Genomic DNA, 15,280 nt, shown 5'->3' with positions numbered 1-15,280 from the left:
CAACGTTAAGATTTGGCCCGCTCTAGCACGGATCTTAGCTGTTCTTCATCGTAAGTATATTTCTCATTGCAAAAATGACAGGAAACCTCCGCCTTGCCATCCTCTTCAATCATCTGCTCAAGCTCTTCAAGTCCTAAGCTGATCAAAGCGCGCTCAACCCGCTCCTGGGAGCAGTCGCAGCTGAAGATCACTGGCGTTTCCTCCAGAATGGTCACATCCGGAACAACCCGCTTCAGGATATCCTCGAGCTCCAGTCCTTCTTCCAGCAGCTCGGTAATCGGTGGGATCTTGCTTAACGCAAGCTCCAGCTCCGTAATCTCCTCGTCGGTCACTCCAGGGAGGAGCTGAATGATGAAACCTCCGGCATTCGCCACGGTGTAATCCGGTGAAACCAGCACACCCAGACTTACCGCGGAATTGGTTTGCTCCGAAACGGCAAAATAATACGTAAAATCCTCGGCCAGCTCACCTGAAATGATCGGAACGCTGCCCCGATAAGGTTCCTTTAGGCCGAAATCCTTAATCACATCAATGTGGCCGGTGGTACCCACCGCTGCTGCAACGTCCATCTTGCCCGGACGAATGTTTGTCAGCTCGACATGCGGATTTTTGACATACCCGCGAACTTCTCCGTTGGCACTACTCTCGGCTGCAATCAGTCCGATCGGTCCATCGCCGCGTACTTGTATGCTAAGGCGTTCGTCTCCTTTCAGCATGGCTCCCATCATCGCTGCTGCTGACACGGTACGGCCCAAAGCGGCTGTGACGACAGGGAACGTATCATGTCTCCGGCGCAACTCTTCTACCAGTTCGGTTGTCCGAACGGCAAATGTCCGTACTTTTCCGTTTAGTGCAGTTCCCCGCAGCATACGGTCTTTTTGTTTATCCATCTTGAGGCCTCCTTGTCCTTCTTAGTTGTTATGTCCAACTGAAGTATAACGATTAATTCCGTTCATAAATAATGCGCAAGCCTTCAAGCGTTAAAAGCGGGGCAATCTCCTCAATGGATTCCGTCTCGCTTGCGATCAGCTCGGCCAATCCGCCGGTAGCAATAACCTTAACATTGTCCGTTCCCATCTCGGCTTTTATGCGTTTGACCAGACCATCGACCTGGCCTGCGTATCCATACACGATGCCGGCCTGCATGGCATGGACGGTGTTGCGTCCGATTACCTTTTTGGGCTTCTCGAGCTCGATGCGCGGAAGCTTGGAAGCACGCTGTACAAGGGCCTCCGTGGCAATCCCAATCCCGGGCACTATAGCACCGCCGAGGTAATTCCCATCCCGATCAATGCAGTCAAACGTCGTCGCCGTACCGAAATCCACTACAATCAGCGGCCCTCCGTACTGCTCGACGGCTGCCACAGCGTTGACGATTCGGTCAGCGCCCACCTCACGCGGATTTTCGTACCGCAGATTAAGTCCGGTTTTTATGCCCGGTCCCACGATAAGAGGGGCTTTGCCAATGTATTTATTACACATCTCCTCAACCACGCCTACAAGCGGAGGAACTACGGAAGACACAATAACCCCTTCTATTTGGCTTACCAATATATTCGACATTTGAAACAAATTGTGAATTAATACGCCGTATTCGTCTACGGTAGATTGACGCGCTGTACTGATCCGAAAATCATGCAGCAGCTTCTTGCCCTGGTATACCCCCAGCACAATATTGGTATTCCCTACATCTACAACCAGAATCAATCCACTGCTCCTCCTTTCTTCTCGTTAAGATCCAGGCTGATATCCAGGCTGTGAAAAGAATAAGTCAGCCGTCCAACGGAGATCACATCCACTCCGGTTTCGGCAATCCCGCGCACGGTCTCCAGCGTCACGTTTCCCGACGCCTCGACACGCACATGAGGGGACCTGGCCTTGATTCTCCGAACAGACTCCGCCATCATGTCATGACTCATGTTATCGAGCATGATGATATCAGCGCCTGCCTCCAAAGCTTCATCCACCTGCACAAAACTCTCAGTCTCAACTTCTATGGTCATTGTATGTGGAATATTAGCCCTTGCCCGGCTCACCGCTTGCGCGATTCCGCCTGCACCCTTAATATGATTATCCTTGATCATGACGGCATCGTACAAGCCGAATCGATGATTCGCACCGCCACCGACCCGAACCGCATATTTCTCCAGCATACGGTGCCCCGGTGTTGTTTTGCGAGTATCCACCAGTCGGGTCGGTAATCCCTCCAGCATGTCAACAAAAGAACGTGTTCGGGTTGCTATGCCGGACAGCCGCTGAAGCAAATTCAAAGCGAGCCGCTCCCCTGTCAAAATACGATGCGTGCTTCCCTCCACTTCAGCGAGAATGGTACCCTTCTCCACCATGTCACCGTCACGGACAAATGCCGTAAACGTCAGGGAAGGATCGACCGTTTCGAATACGAGTTCCGCGGCAGGCATGCCCGCAACAACTCCTGCCTCCTTGGCATGAATAACAGCCTTGGATTCGTGACCCGGCTCAATCGTGGTAAGGGTTGTAATATCCCCTGATCCAATATCCTCTTGCAGCCATGTCCGAATGCTCTGGAGAAGGCCATCATGGTATCCGTTAAACATCATCGCTCAATTCCTCCGTCATCTCTTGATCCCGAGTATGCACAATATGCTTCTGCCATACGCTGTCGTTCCGATCCGGGAAATCCTCACGGTAGTGGGCTCCCCGGCTTTCTTCGCGACCCAGCGCGCCCTGAACCACGAGCAGGGATGCGGTGAGCATGTTGGCAAACTCGTATTCCTCACGTTTCGAGAGCAGCGCTTGGAACAATGGCAGCTGACGGCCAAGCTCTTCTGCAGCTCTTAATAGGGTATCCCGATTGCGGCGAAGCCCTGCATATCGTACCATCACTTTTTGAAGTTTCAAGCGTTTTTCAACTATCGCTTGTGACGGGGCATCCTTACGTCCAAGCTGAAATGATACATGAAGGGGCCCTTCTGATGGTTCAGGGAGCTTCTGAATACGTTCCACAATGCGACTGCCGTATACAACCGCTTCCGAAAGCGAGTTGCTTGCCAACCGGTTCGCTCCATGAACGCCAGTAGACGAAACCTCCCCGCAAGCGAACAAGCGCTTCACGCTGCTCTCTCCGTGCAAATTGGTCTTGATGCCCCCCATCATATAATGCGCAGCCGGGGAGACCGGAATCCAATCTGACGATAAATCAAGTCCATACTGCATGCATGTTTCATAAATCGTCGGGAACCGATGTTTGACCATCTCTGGTGACTCATGGGTAATGTCCAGATACACAAAGGTAGACCGCGTCGCTTCCATCTCGCTGACAATGGCCCGGGCAACAATATCCCGGGGGGCCAGCTCCAGCAAGTCATGGTACTTTGGCATGAACCGTTCCCCTTTGATATTACGAAGAACAGCGCCCTCGCCACGAACCGCCTCGGAGATCAGAAACCGTGGTGCACCCGGATAGCTAAGTGCCGTGGGATGGAACTGAATGAATTCCATATCCCTGATGTCCGCACCTGCCCGGTAAGCCATAGCAACACCGTCGGCTGTCGCAACCTCCGGGTTGGTTGTATACCTGTACAGCTGGCCGGCGCCTCCTGAGCACATAATGGTCGCCCGCCCACGTACAAAAACCCGCCTGCCATCCGGCATCTGTACCAATGCACCGTGACATTCCCCTTGCTCCGTGACCAGATCAATGACAAAATGATCGTCCCATACTTCTATATTGTGAAGCATTTCAACCTGAATGGAAAGGGCACGCACAATTTCATATCCGGTAGCGTCCCCATTAGCATGAAGAATACGACGGTGACTGTGCGCACCTTCCTTGGTTAGCGCAAGCTCGCCATTCTCGACATCAAACATCGTCCCAAGACGAATCAGCTCCTGAACCCCAACCGGTCCCTCATTTACGAGGACATCCACCGCAGTAGATGAGCATAGTCCCGCCCCTGCCATCAGGGTATCCTGGCGATGGTAGACCGGAGAGTCATCTTCAGCTGTTACGGCAGCAATGCCGCCTTGAGCATAACGAGTGTTGCTCTCGAGCAGCGATTTCTTTGTAATCAGCAGCACCTTTTGAGTGGCACTTGCCATGATTGCCGTATATAAACCCGCAATGCCTGAACCGATGACGATGACATCCGTCTGGACGACCGGCAGATCGTTCAGTTCAAAATCAATCAAATACTGCGGTATCACGATGCCTCACCTGTCTTTTCACGAAAGAGTAGCGCATGCTACTTAACCTGTAACATGCGCTCTAATGAAGTTCTGGCTTTCTCTGCAACGACCGGAGGTACATAAATTTGCGGCTTCATCGTTTCCAGTGCTTTGACCAGCTTTTTGAGATTATTCACTTTCATATTGGGACAAACCAGGAATTTCGTGGCAAAATGGAACGATTTGCCCGGGCTATCCAATCGAAGCTGATATCCTGTGCCATCCTCTGTACCTACAATAAACTCCTTGGCAGACGAATTTTTGCAATATTCCAGAATCGCAGTTGTGCTGCCTACAAAATCACCCATCGCAACGACCTCCGGACGACATTCCGGATGCACCACAAACTCGGCACCAGGATGCTTGGCTCTCATCTCGACAACATCCTTAACGGTCAGCATATCATGTGTGTTGCAGTACCCTTCCCAGATGATCAGCTTCTTGTCGGTATGCTGCTGGACGTAGTGCCCTAAATTTTTATCAGGCACCCATATAATTTCATCCGAATCGACGGATTGAATCACCTTTACCGCATTGGATGAAGTACAGCAGATATCTGTTTCTGCTTTGATCTCAGCTGATGAATTGATGTAAGTTACCACTTTTGCATTCGGGTGCTGCGCTTTCAACTTCCGCAAGCCGTCAACGTTCACCATATCCGCCATCGGACAACCGGCACGCTCATCAGGAATAAGAACGGTTTTGCCCGGTGCCAGGATTTTAGCGCTCTCACCCATAAAGTGCACACCGCAGAATACGATAACCTCAGCATCGGTTTGTGCTGCTTTCTGCGCAAGCAAGAAGGAATCCCCGCGGAAATCAGCGACCTCCTGTATTTCATCCCGTTGATAATAATGAGCCAAAATAATTGCGTTACGTTCCTTCTTCAATTGCATTAACCGCTCACGCAGTTCACGGTTTTGCTCTGCCTTACGCTCCAGTGCCAAAGCTTCCATGATCGACCCTCTCCCTTTATGTAGTCCGGCTGTAAACCGCTTGATGACCATGTGACTTCCAGGATGGTTTATACCTTTGTGAAAGGATGCGCATCCTTATTTAACAACTAATGTACACGTTCGTTCTGTGCCCTGTCAATGTGATAGAAAGCACAAAAAGAACCGGAAAACGAATTATCGTTCTCCGGTTCTTCGATTTTATTCGGTATTCGATGTTTTATCAGCGAATATTACGTTAACCTGCTGTTTCCGTTGTCCGATCCATCTGGAGGATCCTTACGGTCCGAATCTTTAGGCTCCGGCTGTTGATCATTCGAATCCATCGGGTTGTTCGGAATTTCTTCCGTGGAAATCGGCTGATCTCCGTCTTCTTTCCCTTGGATGCGAACTTTCACGTCACCAATGTTGTCGATGATCGGTTCGCCGCTCTCGGAAGAACCTTCACCTTCTCCATTGCCATTGCCTTCAACTGATCCAGTCTCAATGAGATTCTTGATTTGCTCAAGCTCCAGTGTTTCCATCTCAAGAAGCGTATTCGCAATCAGGTGAACCTCTTTGGAATGCTTGGTCAGAATCTCTTTAGACTTCTCGTAACAATCGTTAATGAACCGCTGCATTTCTTGATCGATCTCATAAGCGATTTGATCACTATAGTTCTGCTCGTGTCCGATATCGCGTCCCAGGAACACCTGTCCTTGGGATGTACCGAACTGCATCGGTCCAAGCTTCTCACTCATACCGTACTCCACAACCATGCTGCGGATAATGCCGGTTGCCTGCTGGAAGTCACTGTATGCTCCGGTACCGATTTCGCCAATGAACAACTCCTCGGCTACACGACCACCAAGCAAACCGGATACACGATCAAGCAATTCCTGTTTCGTCACGAGCATCCGATCTTCCTTCGGCATCATAATGACGTATCCACCAGCACGACCACGAGGGATAATCGTTACCTTATGAACGGTATCCGCATGCTCGAGGAAGTAACCTACAATGGTGTGACCCGCCTCGTGATAAGCTACGATACGTTTCTCGCGGTCACTGATCACGCGGCTGCGCTTCTCCGTACCCACGATCACACGGTCGATCGCTTCATCCACTTCTCGCATGGAGATATCCTTACGATTGCGGCGTGCCGCAAGCAAGGCTGCCTCATTGAGGAGATTCTCCAGATCGGCACCCGTAAATCCTGTCGTACGTTTAGCGATGATGTCCAATTTAACATCCTTCGTCAACGGCTTGTTGCGTGCATGGACTTTCAGCACAGCTTCACGGCCCTTCACATCTGGACGATCTACTGTAATCTGACGGTCAAAACGTCCCGGACGAAGAAGCGCCGGGTCCAAAATATCCGGTCGGTTCGTTGCAGCAACGATGATAATGCCTTCGTTTGCTCCGAAACCATCCATCTCGACCAGCAATTGGTTGAGTGTTTGCTCACGCTCGTCATGTCCGCCGCCAAGACCGGCACCGCGCTGACGACCTACAGCATCAATCTCATCAATAAAGATAATACATGGAGCATTCTTCTTCGCATTCTCGAACAAGTCGCGCACCCGAGATGCGCCAACACCGACAAACATCTCAACAAAATCGGAACCGGAAATGCTGAAGAATGGCACTCCCGCTTCACCGGCAACAGCACGTGCCAGGAGTGTCTTACCGGTTCCCGGAGGACCGACAAGGAGAACACCCTTCGGAATGCGAGCGCCTACCGTGTTAAACTTGCGCGGATCTTTCAAGAAGTCAACAACCTCAATAAGTTCCTGCTTCTCTTCATCTGCTCCGGCTACATCTTCAAATGTAATCCGTTTCTTCTCTTCATTATATAAGCGGGCTTTGCTCTTACCAAAGTTCATCACTTTGCCGCCGCCGCCCTGAGCCTGATTAAACAGGAAGAAGAACAGAACAAACATAATGATGAGCGGAATAAAGGATGAAAGCAATGTCAGCCAAATGCTTTGGCCTTCCATTGGCACCACGGTCAGTTTGACTTTGTTGCTGTCACTGGCTGCAGTCAGCTCTTGCATAGCTGCATCCGTAGCAGGAATATAGGTTGAGAAATTCTCCGATTTTTTCTCTTCGGTAATCTCCCTATACTTACCGGTCACCAGATAAGCGTAACCGTCAAATTGCACCGTCATTTCCTCTATGTTGTTAGCTTTGACTTCCTGCCGCAGCTCGTTATAACTAGGGGCATCGGCTTGCTCGCCGCCATTGGTGACAAATTGAACTATGCCCACCACGACCAAAAATAGAATCAAATAAAAACCAGAATTCCGGATGAACCGACTCATCCCCTACCTCCTCTCAAGACACATAAGATATTTTACCACAGCCTGTCTGGCCATCTCAACAAAGGGCCCTAATCTGTGGCAGCAGCCCATTGGCGCGGTTTAACTGCTGTAGATTTCCGGCTTCAAAATCCCGATGTAGGGGAGGTTCCGGTAATGCTCGGCATAATCGAGTCCATATCCGACAACAAAAGCGTCGGGCAGTACAAACCCGGTATAATCAGCCTGCAAATCCACCGTACGGCGTGCCGGTTTGTCAAACAGGGTAACTACGCACACCGAATTTGCCTTACGGCTCTTAAGCAGCTCAATCAAATGACTTAGCGTAAGGCCGCTGTCGATAATATCCTCCACAATCAGAACATCTCTTCCTTCAACGGACGCGTCCAAATCTTTAATGATTTTGACCACGCCAGAGGATTTCGTAGATGCCCCATAGCTGGAAACAGCCATGAAATCCAGCTCCAGAGGTACTGATATGGATTTAACCAAGTCGGCCATAAAAATAAACGCACCTTTAAGAACGCAAATTACTAGTGGATTGCGTCCCGCATATTCGGCGCTTAGCTTGGAACCGAGTTCCTTAATTTTTGCGTGAATCTCTTCTTCACTGATGAGTATTTCCTGAATGTCATTCTGCAACTTAAGTGGACCTCCTACGTTTATACTATGAAAGCGTGAAACGGGCCATTCTTCGTTTAACACTTGCCTTAAGCATCCGATAGCTCCATCCGGAGAATTCGTGATGTGTGCCGCCCGCAAGCGGCATGAACGGAACGTCGTACACCTGGAATCCACACGATGCTGCCGGAACTGTCACAAAGAATAGGAATCCGGGAACGGACAGACGGTGGAATTTTCTCATCAATGAGAATATCTTTCACCTTTTTGCTTCCGTTTAATCCCATGATCTTCATCTTGTCTCCCGGCTGTCTGTTACGTACGGTTAAAGGAAACTGCAGCCCATCCGCATCAAAATCCGCCACAAAGGGCGATGGTCTGGAGCCGCTCCGGCTTTCGCTTCCTGTCTTTAACGACAATTTCAGCATTTTTCCGATTTCCTTAACATACAGCTCTGAAACATCAGGAGAATCAAGAATGTATATGTACTGTCCCTGTTCTTCCGGAGGCTTAGGCCAGAACTGGACTTGGCCATACTCGCGAACACAGGTAATGCCGTCGCCCAGATCCAGACGCCAATTGCTTCGTTGATCGTTAAGAATCCCTTGGCGAACCGATTCAATCTTGACAAAATCGGTGTTTTCCTGATCTGAGGGCAGGTAATTTAATATTAGTTTAATCAAACGCCGTTGTAAAGCGACATGTAAGCCCAAAAAGGAAGGCGCGTCGAAAGCGAGCCTCCCATCGTTCTCCTGCACCATACTCCGAAATTGCTTCGCAGCTTCACGCTCCACAAAATCATCCTCCTGCTGGGCAATTTCGGCCAGCTGATTGAGTGAGGAGGAGAACTGCCCATTGTATTGTTCCAGGAAAGGCAATACTTCCAGACGAATCGCGTTGCGGCGGTACTTCGTCTGCAGATTGCTGTTATCTACCGCATACTGGAAACCGCACACCCGGCACAGCTCCACGATATCCGCTTTGTACATACGAAGGAACGGACGGATAAGTTCCACTTTTTTTTCCGTGCGCTTAAATTTAATTCCGGCAAGCCCGGGAAGACCGCTTCCCCGCAGAAGCCTCATCAATACCGTCTCGGCCTGATCGTCGGCATGATGAGCAAGAGCCACTGAGCGTGCATTGTATTTCTGTGCAGTTTGCAGCAGAAATTCATAGCGCTTCTCTCTAGCTGCCTCCTGTCCTCCCTTGCCGCTCTCTTCCATATAAGCAGGAATATCAATGAACGCTGTCTCTAAGGGGAGCCCCAGCCGCTCCGCCAACTCACGCACCATCTCTGCCTCTTGATCCGATTCAGTTCGAAAGCCATGATGCACATGGGCGCAGATCAGCCTAAGCGGCGTATGGTTCAGCGAAATTTCGTGCAGCACGTGCAGAAGCGCAACGGAATCGGGGCCGCCGGAAACAGCGACCACGATACCATCACCCTCCGACCACAGCTCAAACTCTGCGGCGGTTCGCTCCACGTTATGAACAAATGTCCGTAAATAATCCTGTTTCACTTGCAGATCCCCTTTATAACTCCCAGTGACAAGACGTATGCTTCATGAGCGGAAGAAGAAATAAACAGCACAGGCCATAATGACTAACGATAAGGCAAATGCGTTCCTCAGCCACCGAGGCGTACGCCCCGGAATAGGACGCGCGCTCTTGACTGTGCCTTCATACATCCGTTTCTTCCACTCGTTCAACGCTTCCCGTGAATCCGCGAAATTTCCGCATAACGCCTTATTCAGCCAGACAGCGTATGGCTTGAACACAGGGTTTCTTCGCAGTATCAGCTGCAGATCTGCAACACTGCGGGTCTGGGGAAGCTGGCAAGATGCCTCCCTTAAGGATTTCTCATCCAGCAGGCCGATACACATCACGGCAAACGAGAACAAATCATAGGATACGTCGCCGGTTCGGCTTCCGGCATTCCAGTATCCCCGATCATACCATTCTGTAAACTGTTTTACGCTGCGCCCAAAGGAGCTGACGCCTCCGTAATCGATCAGCTCCACTCTTCCGTATGCCGAGACCATTACATTATCCGGCTTCAAATCCCCGAATGCATAGCCTGATGCATGCAGAACAGACAACTTCTCAAGCAGCTTCAATCCAATCAGACTTACCCACTCGGTGCCGCGTTTGCGAATAAACCGATGCAGCGGGCTCCCCTCAATGTAACGCATGACATAGAAGGACACCTCATGGCTGCCATCATGATGATCGTCCGCCTCCACAAGATACGGGTCCGGCATCTGTTCTTTCAACGCATTCAGCACATTAATTTCGGATTGAAGATCCAGGGCGTCATGACCTACTTTCAGAGCATAACGCCCGCGTACTCCTGCCCGATGGACCAGATACACCTTGCCGTTAGCCCCTTTGCCGAGCATACGTTCCACGATGTACCGGCTGTTCCGCCATTTACCGGTAATTACGGTTCCTGGCGGGTAACCCGGGTTAGACAACGTAGTCACCGAGCATCCCTTCCTCTTGGCTGGAATCACCCTGCCATGATTGATTACCTTCTAGTGTACCATATCGGTAAAATTCAATCACCTTTAACAGGGCAGGCCCTGTCGGCGTAGCCCCTTTCATCTGAAGCCGGCTGAACATCCCCCTCGCACCATCCAGATCCGAGGTCCAATCCACGTCCATGACCACATCTTCGCCGCTATGCTTGCCCGGAAAATGGAATACGGACAGCTTGCTTGAGCCTAAGCGCGCTTTCAGGCTCAGCATCAAGTCACGTATTGCCTCTTCAACAGCAGCCAGTTTAGGCTTCATGCTGGCACTTGCATCAATTAACAGCGCTACTTGAAGGGATGACGTCTCAGCCAGCTCATCCACCACTTCAACGACTTGTGAACGCTTGTCTGGCGGAAGCTCCTCCAATGACCCGCTCCCTAAAATATGCTGTATCTCTTTATTTACCGCTTGTTGGATCGTCTGAACCACCGTTTTCCGAGTCATCATCTGCATCGTCTGTGCCAGCTGCGGTGTACCTACGATCCGGTGAATGCCTCCTCCCGCTTTGGCAATCTCCTTAATCTCCAGTCCCCCAAGCTCACCGATCGTCCCGTAATCAAGAACCCCCACCACGTTTACGACAATTCCGTCCTGCAGCGCATGGGCTGCGGCCAGTACCGGACTGGCCCCTACATTTGAGCATCCATCTGTAATCAGTAGAATTTGTTTCATAATTAAATAATCGCCTCCGTCTCATCCATTCCTATCGATTTGACTTCTATCTCTATCATTTCCACATTCAAGAGAGTTCAAACGACCAATAGGAAAAGAATAGGCGGAAAAAGATTCAGGGTCTTCTTAGGTTCCTCCATTTCCCGGGTAATCACATATTTTACCTGAATCCGTCAGCTAACCGTTCGGGGCCGTTCCATTCGAGCAAATCCCGGCACATGCACATTGGACCACTCGGGATGAAAATGATCGACGCGTCCGACCACCACCGTCATATCATCATGAATCTGGTTCTGTTGATAACGAATGACTTTCTCTAACAAACAATCGGCAATTTCCTGCGGGTCTTCGCTGCTCACTTCCTGAATCAAGCGCTTCATCCACAGCTCCTTGTTAACGGCGTAACCAGGAGCATCATAGATTCCATCCGTCATCATAATCAGAACATCGCCTGCCTGAAGCTGTAATGATACCAGATCCACCTCGATATCCTGAATGATGCCAATCGGAAGATTGCTGGCCGATACCGGTATGACATCGCTGCCCCGTTTAATAAAGCTTGGGGTTGAGCCGATCTTCATGAACGTGGTCTGAGCGGTATATTGATCGATTAGAGCCATATCAACCGTGGCATAAATTTCGTCCGGCGAGCGCAGCATCAAAATCGAGTTAACCGATTTAATCGCAAGTTTCTCATCCATCCCCGATTGAAGCAGCTGCTCCAATATATTGAGTGCCGAGCTGCTCTCGAGCCGCGCCCTTTCCCCGTTACCCATCCCATCGCTAAGCGCTACCGCAAACGTACCGTTGCCCAACTCGACCGTACTGAAGCTATCACCCGATAAAATATCTCCTCCCTTGGCTGCCGCCGCTACCCCCGTCATAATTTCAAACGTCTTGGCTGAACCAAAACGCACAGTCGCCAAACCATCCCTCGGATGGGTCAAGGTCTCTTCCATCACAGCGATGTGCTCCCCGATAATGTCAGACAGCAGAGGTCCAATAATCTTCCTGCATTCGTCATACCCTCGGGTATATGCATGAATAATCTCAATCTCAACCTGGCCGGAATCCAAACTGATGATGTCGATGCCTTGAATCGATAACCCGAGCTGCTGCAACGCTTCTCTGATCTGCTCCTCCTGTATGTGCATCGTTTGGCTCTCCCGCTTGATCTCCCGGGCCAAGTCCTCCATCACCTGCGAAACCCCGGATAATTGTTCCGCTACCAGATGACGGCTATCGTATATTTGGCGTTTCCACTGCATATCATGTTGGTAGAGATGATACTGCTGCTTCAGTATGCCAAGCACTTCCTCCTTCTTGGCGCAGATCCGGCTCCATTCCGGCGGCAGATCCTTGGCTTCCAACTCCGGACTCTCCTCAATTGAGGTCATCATATCGGTCATATATTTATAAGTCTGGTAAAACTTCATATCCCAGCACTGATTCCGTTTATAGCATGTGGCACAGCTGCCTTCAGCCACGGCATTCATGAAATGGTTCATCTCCTCCGTTTGTCTGCCTGGAGGCTGCATGACCCCTGAGGTTTGTCCAAAACTTTGCGAGAGCTGGCGGAACACCTTGGAGAACTGCGTCACGCGATCCGCCGTAAGATCTCGAACCCGCTTCGCATATTCGTGCTGAGAACGAGTATGGTCCTGCGTACCCGGCACGTATTTGCCAATGGCCTGCATCACACTCTTCGGTGTGATCAGGAATAACACAATGGCAGCACAGGTTTCCCAAGTCGATATCATCACCTCACCAGGATTGCTGAAATAAATGGAGAGAATGGTAGCTCCCAGCAGCATTCCCAGCGAAACACCGCCTTTCTTTCCTTCCTTCAGCATCCCGGCGAGCATCCCGGAAAATGCGAGCAGGCTCATTTGGGAGAATGCCGATATATTGGCAAGACTGAGGATTAATCCCGTCACTACGCCCACGGAGGCACCCAGCGGAGCTCCCCCCACTAGAGCAAACAGCAAAATCAGATACCGGGATAATACATGCTCCACCGACAGGGATTGGACTGTCCAGCCGACGGCCCCTGTCATGACCGACGCCAGCAGAATGATAATACATAGAATTTCCTCGTTTCGGAGGACATACGATTTTTTACGAAGCGTCAGCACCGGGATGGCCTGGATAAATACCAGCGTCAGAACAAAACTGAGCACGGCGTTCAGGGTAAGCATCATCATGGAGTACCAGGTAATGCTCGGCCCGATGAGGACACTGAAAAGGTTCACAAAGAAAGTGGAGACAAACACCATCAGCGGTGCATAAGACAGTTCCGCACGTTCATAGGTCTCCAATCCCCGCATCATAAAATAAAAGATCAAGATCTCTGCCGGCACCATCCAAGCCACCGGAAAGGACGCAAATAAACTTCCTGCAACGATAGCCACGCCTACCGGGAGAAGATAATCGCGGCGCATAAAGGCAATGACTGCAAAATAAGCAACTGCAAACGGAGACAGCTCTCCCAGAATCATCGCTCGTCCAAGCAGGAAACCCATGAAGGTTAGCAAGATCATCCACTTCTTTGCGGCCAGGAAGTGGATGGGACGCTGCAGGAAAGACAGCTGCCCTAAACGTTCTGTTACACGGGCACGAATAGAACCCGCTCCCCCTTTAACTGCCTCAGTACCCGGAAACATCACCAGATTTCTTTTATCCATTACGCTGGCACCCCATTCTTCACGAATTTGTTGGTCCCATTATAAAACCCCCATTCAGGAAAGTTTGTCAGAACACCGGACAAGCCCCAAAGAAATTTCCGACAAAATCGCCGTGCCTTGCGAACGTTCGGGAAAAGAGCGTTCATCCTACGTGCCCAGCGGTGTTTCCACCGATCAAGCTTGAAACATCCAGGCAGATCATTTCCCGAATTGAGGCGGACATCCCGCGCGCATTTCCACGGGAGCGCCGTAAATTGCGTAGGAACCTGTCGTACCCTTGGATACAACGACAAAAAAACCGCAGAAGGCGATTTCCCTCTGCGGTCAGTTTATATTTTATCGAATTACATACGTTTGGCTCCGCGTCCGCCGCGTTTACCTTCCGTATTCTTCTTAAGCGAAGAGATTCGTTCTTCACTGTCTTTTAGGAAGCGTGACATTTTATCCTCGAATGAAGGCTTGTTGGCCGCAGGCTTAAACGGGCGTCCACCGCGTTCACGGTTGAATCCTCCACCACCGCCACCTCCGAATCGTTCTCCGCCGCCGCCTCCACTGCGTTCCGGTCTCGGTGCGCGGGGTGGACGACTTTCGGAAGCCGGCTTGTCGACGGCCTGCTTGATCGATAGACCGATCTTGCCGTCCTTGTCGACATTAATCACCTTCACGGTAACGACATCGTTGATCTTCAAATGATCGTTGACATCCTTAACGTAGTTGTCGGCGATCTCCGAGATGTGAACGAGACCCGTGACACCTCCTGACAGATCCACAAATGCTCCAAAATGCGTTATGCCTGTCACCTTGCCCTCTAACTTGGTGCCCACTTCAATTGCCATAGAATAAAATGATCCTCCCTTAAAAATATACAGTCGGATTTAAAAATCGCGCTGCGGTGATTTGATTATACGATAATGACCTAAACAAGGTCAACAGACGTCTGTCATGCCTAATTACGGCTTTTCGCCCGAATTTTGGGGCTGAATGATCGGTGTTTCATTTGGCAGATATAAACCAAATTTCTTACGGGCAATCTGCCCGATATATTCAGGGTCCTTCAATCGCTCCACTTCATGATGAATCTGGTTTAGCGATTGTTCAACGGACTTATAATCCCCTTGCTTCTGAGCTAGCGCTTCGTTCTGATTACGGATGCGGTCATTCTGGGACCAGAGCGTTGAACCTGCCCAGATCAAAAACAGCGCCATCATCGCCACAAACATTCTTTTACGCCGGCGGGCGCCTTTGTTCTTCGTCTTGGTTTGTTGGGGAGCCTGCTTCGACGGATCAGCAAATCTTCCCATGACCATAC

At 50.5% G+C, this 15,280-nt stretch carries 13 protein-coding genes; all 13 read right to left on the bottom strand.

Annotated features, from left to right (window positions below):
- Positions 1-5 precede the first annotated feature (5 nt).
- Complete coding sequence (hslO, locus tag M2277_RS29470; RefSeq protein ID WP_036640957.1) at positions 6-890, bottom strand: Hsp33 family molecular chaperone HslO; 885 nt, start codon at positions 888-890, stop codon at positions 6-8.
- Positions 891-942: 52 nt separating this feature from the next.
- Positions 943-1,707, bottom strand: coding sequence for a type III pantothenate kinase (locus M2277_RS29465; RefSeq protein ID WP_006207446.1), 765 nt, complete (start codon positions 1,705-1,707; stop codon positions 943-945).
- Complete coding sequence (nadC, locus tag M2277_RS29460; RefSeq protein ID WP_036640958.1) at positions 1,704-2,579, bottom strand: carboxylating nicotinate-nucleotide diphosphorylase; 876 nt, start codon at positions 2,577-2,579, stop codon at positions 1,704-1,706. The genes M2277_RS29465 and nadC overlap by 4 nt, the downstream gene beginning before the upstream one ends.
- A complete protein-coding gene (gene nadB, locus M2277_RS29455) occupies positions 2,569-4,185 on the bottom strand; it encodes an L-aspartate oxidase (protein WP_006207444.1) in 1,617 nt (538 codons plus the stop codon). Before nadB ends, nadC begins: the two co-directional genes overlap by 11 nt.
- Before the next feature lie 38 nt (positions 4,186-4,223).
- Entirely contained in the window at positions 4,224-5,162 is a 939-nt protein-coding gene (gene nadA / locus M2277_RS29450; protein ID WP_280756264.1) for a quinolinate synthase NadA, read from the bottom strand.
- A gap of 230 nt (positions 5,163-5,392) precedes the next feature.
- Positions 5,393-7,462 carry an ATP-dependent zinc metalloprotease FtsH gene (gene ftsH, locus M2277_RS29445; protein WP_280756263.1) on the bottom strand — a complete coding sequence of 690 codons (2,070 nt, stop codon included), beginning with the start codon at positions 7,460-7,462 and terminating at the stop codon, positions 5,393-5,395.
- A 99-nt stretch (positions 7,463-7,561) separates the two neighbouring features.
- Positions 7,562-8,101 (bottom strand): hypoxanthine phosphoribosyltransferase, encoded by a 540-nt coding sequence (gene hpt, locus M2277_RS29440; RefSeq protein ID WP_006207441.1) that lies wholly within the window; start codon positions 8,099-8,101, stop codon positions 7,562-7,564.
- A 68-nt stretch (positions 8,102-8,169) separates the two neighbouring features.
- Positions 8,170-9,600 (bottom strand): tRNA lysidine(34) synthetase TilS, encoded by a 1,431-nt coding sequence (tilS, locus tag M2277_RS29435; RefSeq protein WP_280756262.1) that lies wholly within the window; start codon positions 9,598-9,600, stop codon positions 8,170-8,172.
- Positions 9,601-9,642: 42 nt separating this feature from the next.
- Positions 9,643-10,563, bottom strand: a complete 921-nt coding sequence (locus tag M2277_RS29430) for a serine/threonine protein kinase (protein WP_036640963.1) — start codon at positions 10,561-10,563, stop codon at positions 9,643-9,645.
- Positions 10,547-11,287: a vWA domain-containing protein gene (locus M2277_RS29425; protein ID WP_006207437.1), complete on the bottom strand. Its 741-nt coding sequence runs from the start codon at positions 11,285-11,287 to the stop codon at positions 10,547-10,549. Before M2277_RS29425 ends, M2277_RS29430 begins: the two co-directional genes overlap by 17 nt.
- A gap of 173 nt (positions 11,288-11,460) precedes the next feature.
- The gene (gene spoIIE, locus M2277_RS29420) at positions 11,461-13,971 is read right to left on the bottom strand and encodes a stage II sporulation protein E (RefSeq protein ID WP_280756261.1); all 2,511 of its coding nucleotides are present in this window, start codon (positions 13,969-13,971) and stop codon (positions 11,461-11,463) included.
- A 344-nt stretch (positions 13,972-14,315) separates the two neighbouring features.
- On the bottom strand, positions 14,316-14,807 hold the full coding sequence (locus M2277_RS29415; protein ID WP_006207435.1) for a S1 domain-containing RNA-binding protein: 492 nt from the start codon (positions 14,805-14,807) through the stop codon (positions 14,316-14,318).
- 114 nt (positions 14,808-14,921) lie between these two features.
- Positions 14,922-15,272 (bottom strand): FtsB family cell division protein, encoded by a 351-nt coding sequence (locus M2277_RS29410; RefSeq protein WP_006207434.1) that lies wholly within the window; start codon positions 15,270-15,272, stop codon positions 14,922-14,924.
- Between the last annotated feature and the right edge of the window lie 8 nt (positions 15,273-15,280).

It is taken from the genome of Paenibacillus sp. LBL (assembly GCF_029893715.1).
Lineage (GTDB): Bacteria > Bacillota > Bacilli > Paenibacillales > Paenibacillaceae > Paenibacillus_AQ > Paenibacillus_AQ glucanolyticus.
Note: the sequence above shows the minus strand (reverse complement) of the source record. Positions and strands in the feature narration are given on the sequence as shown.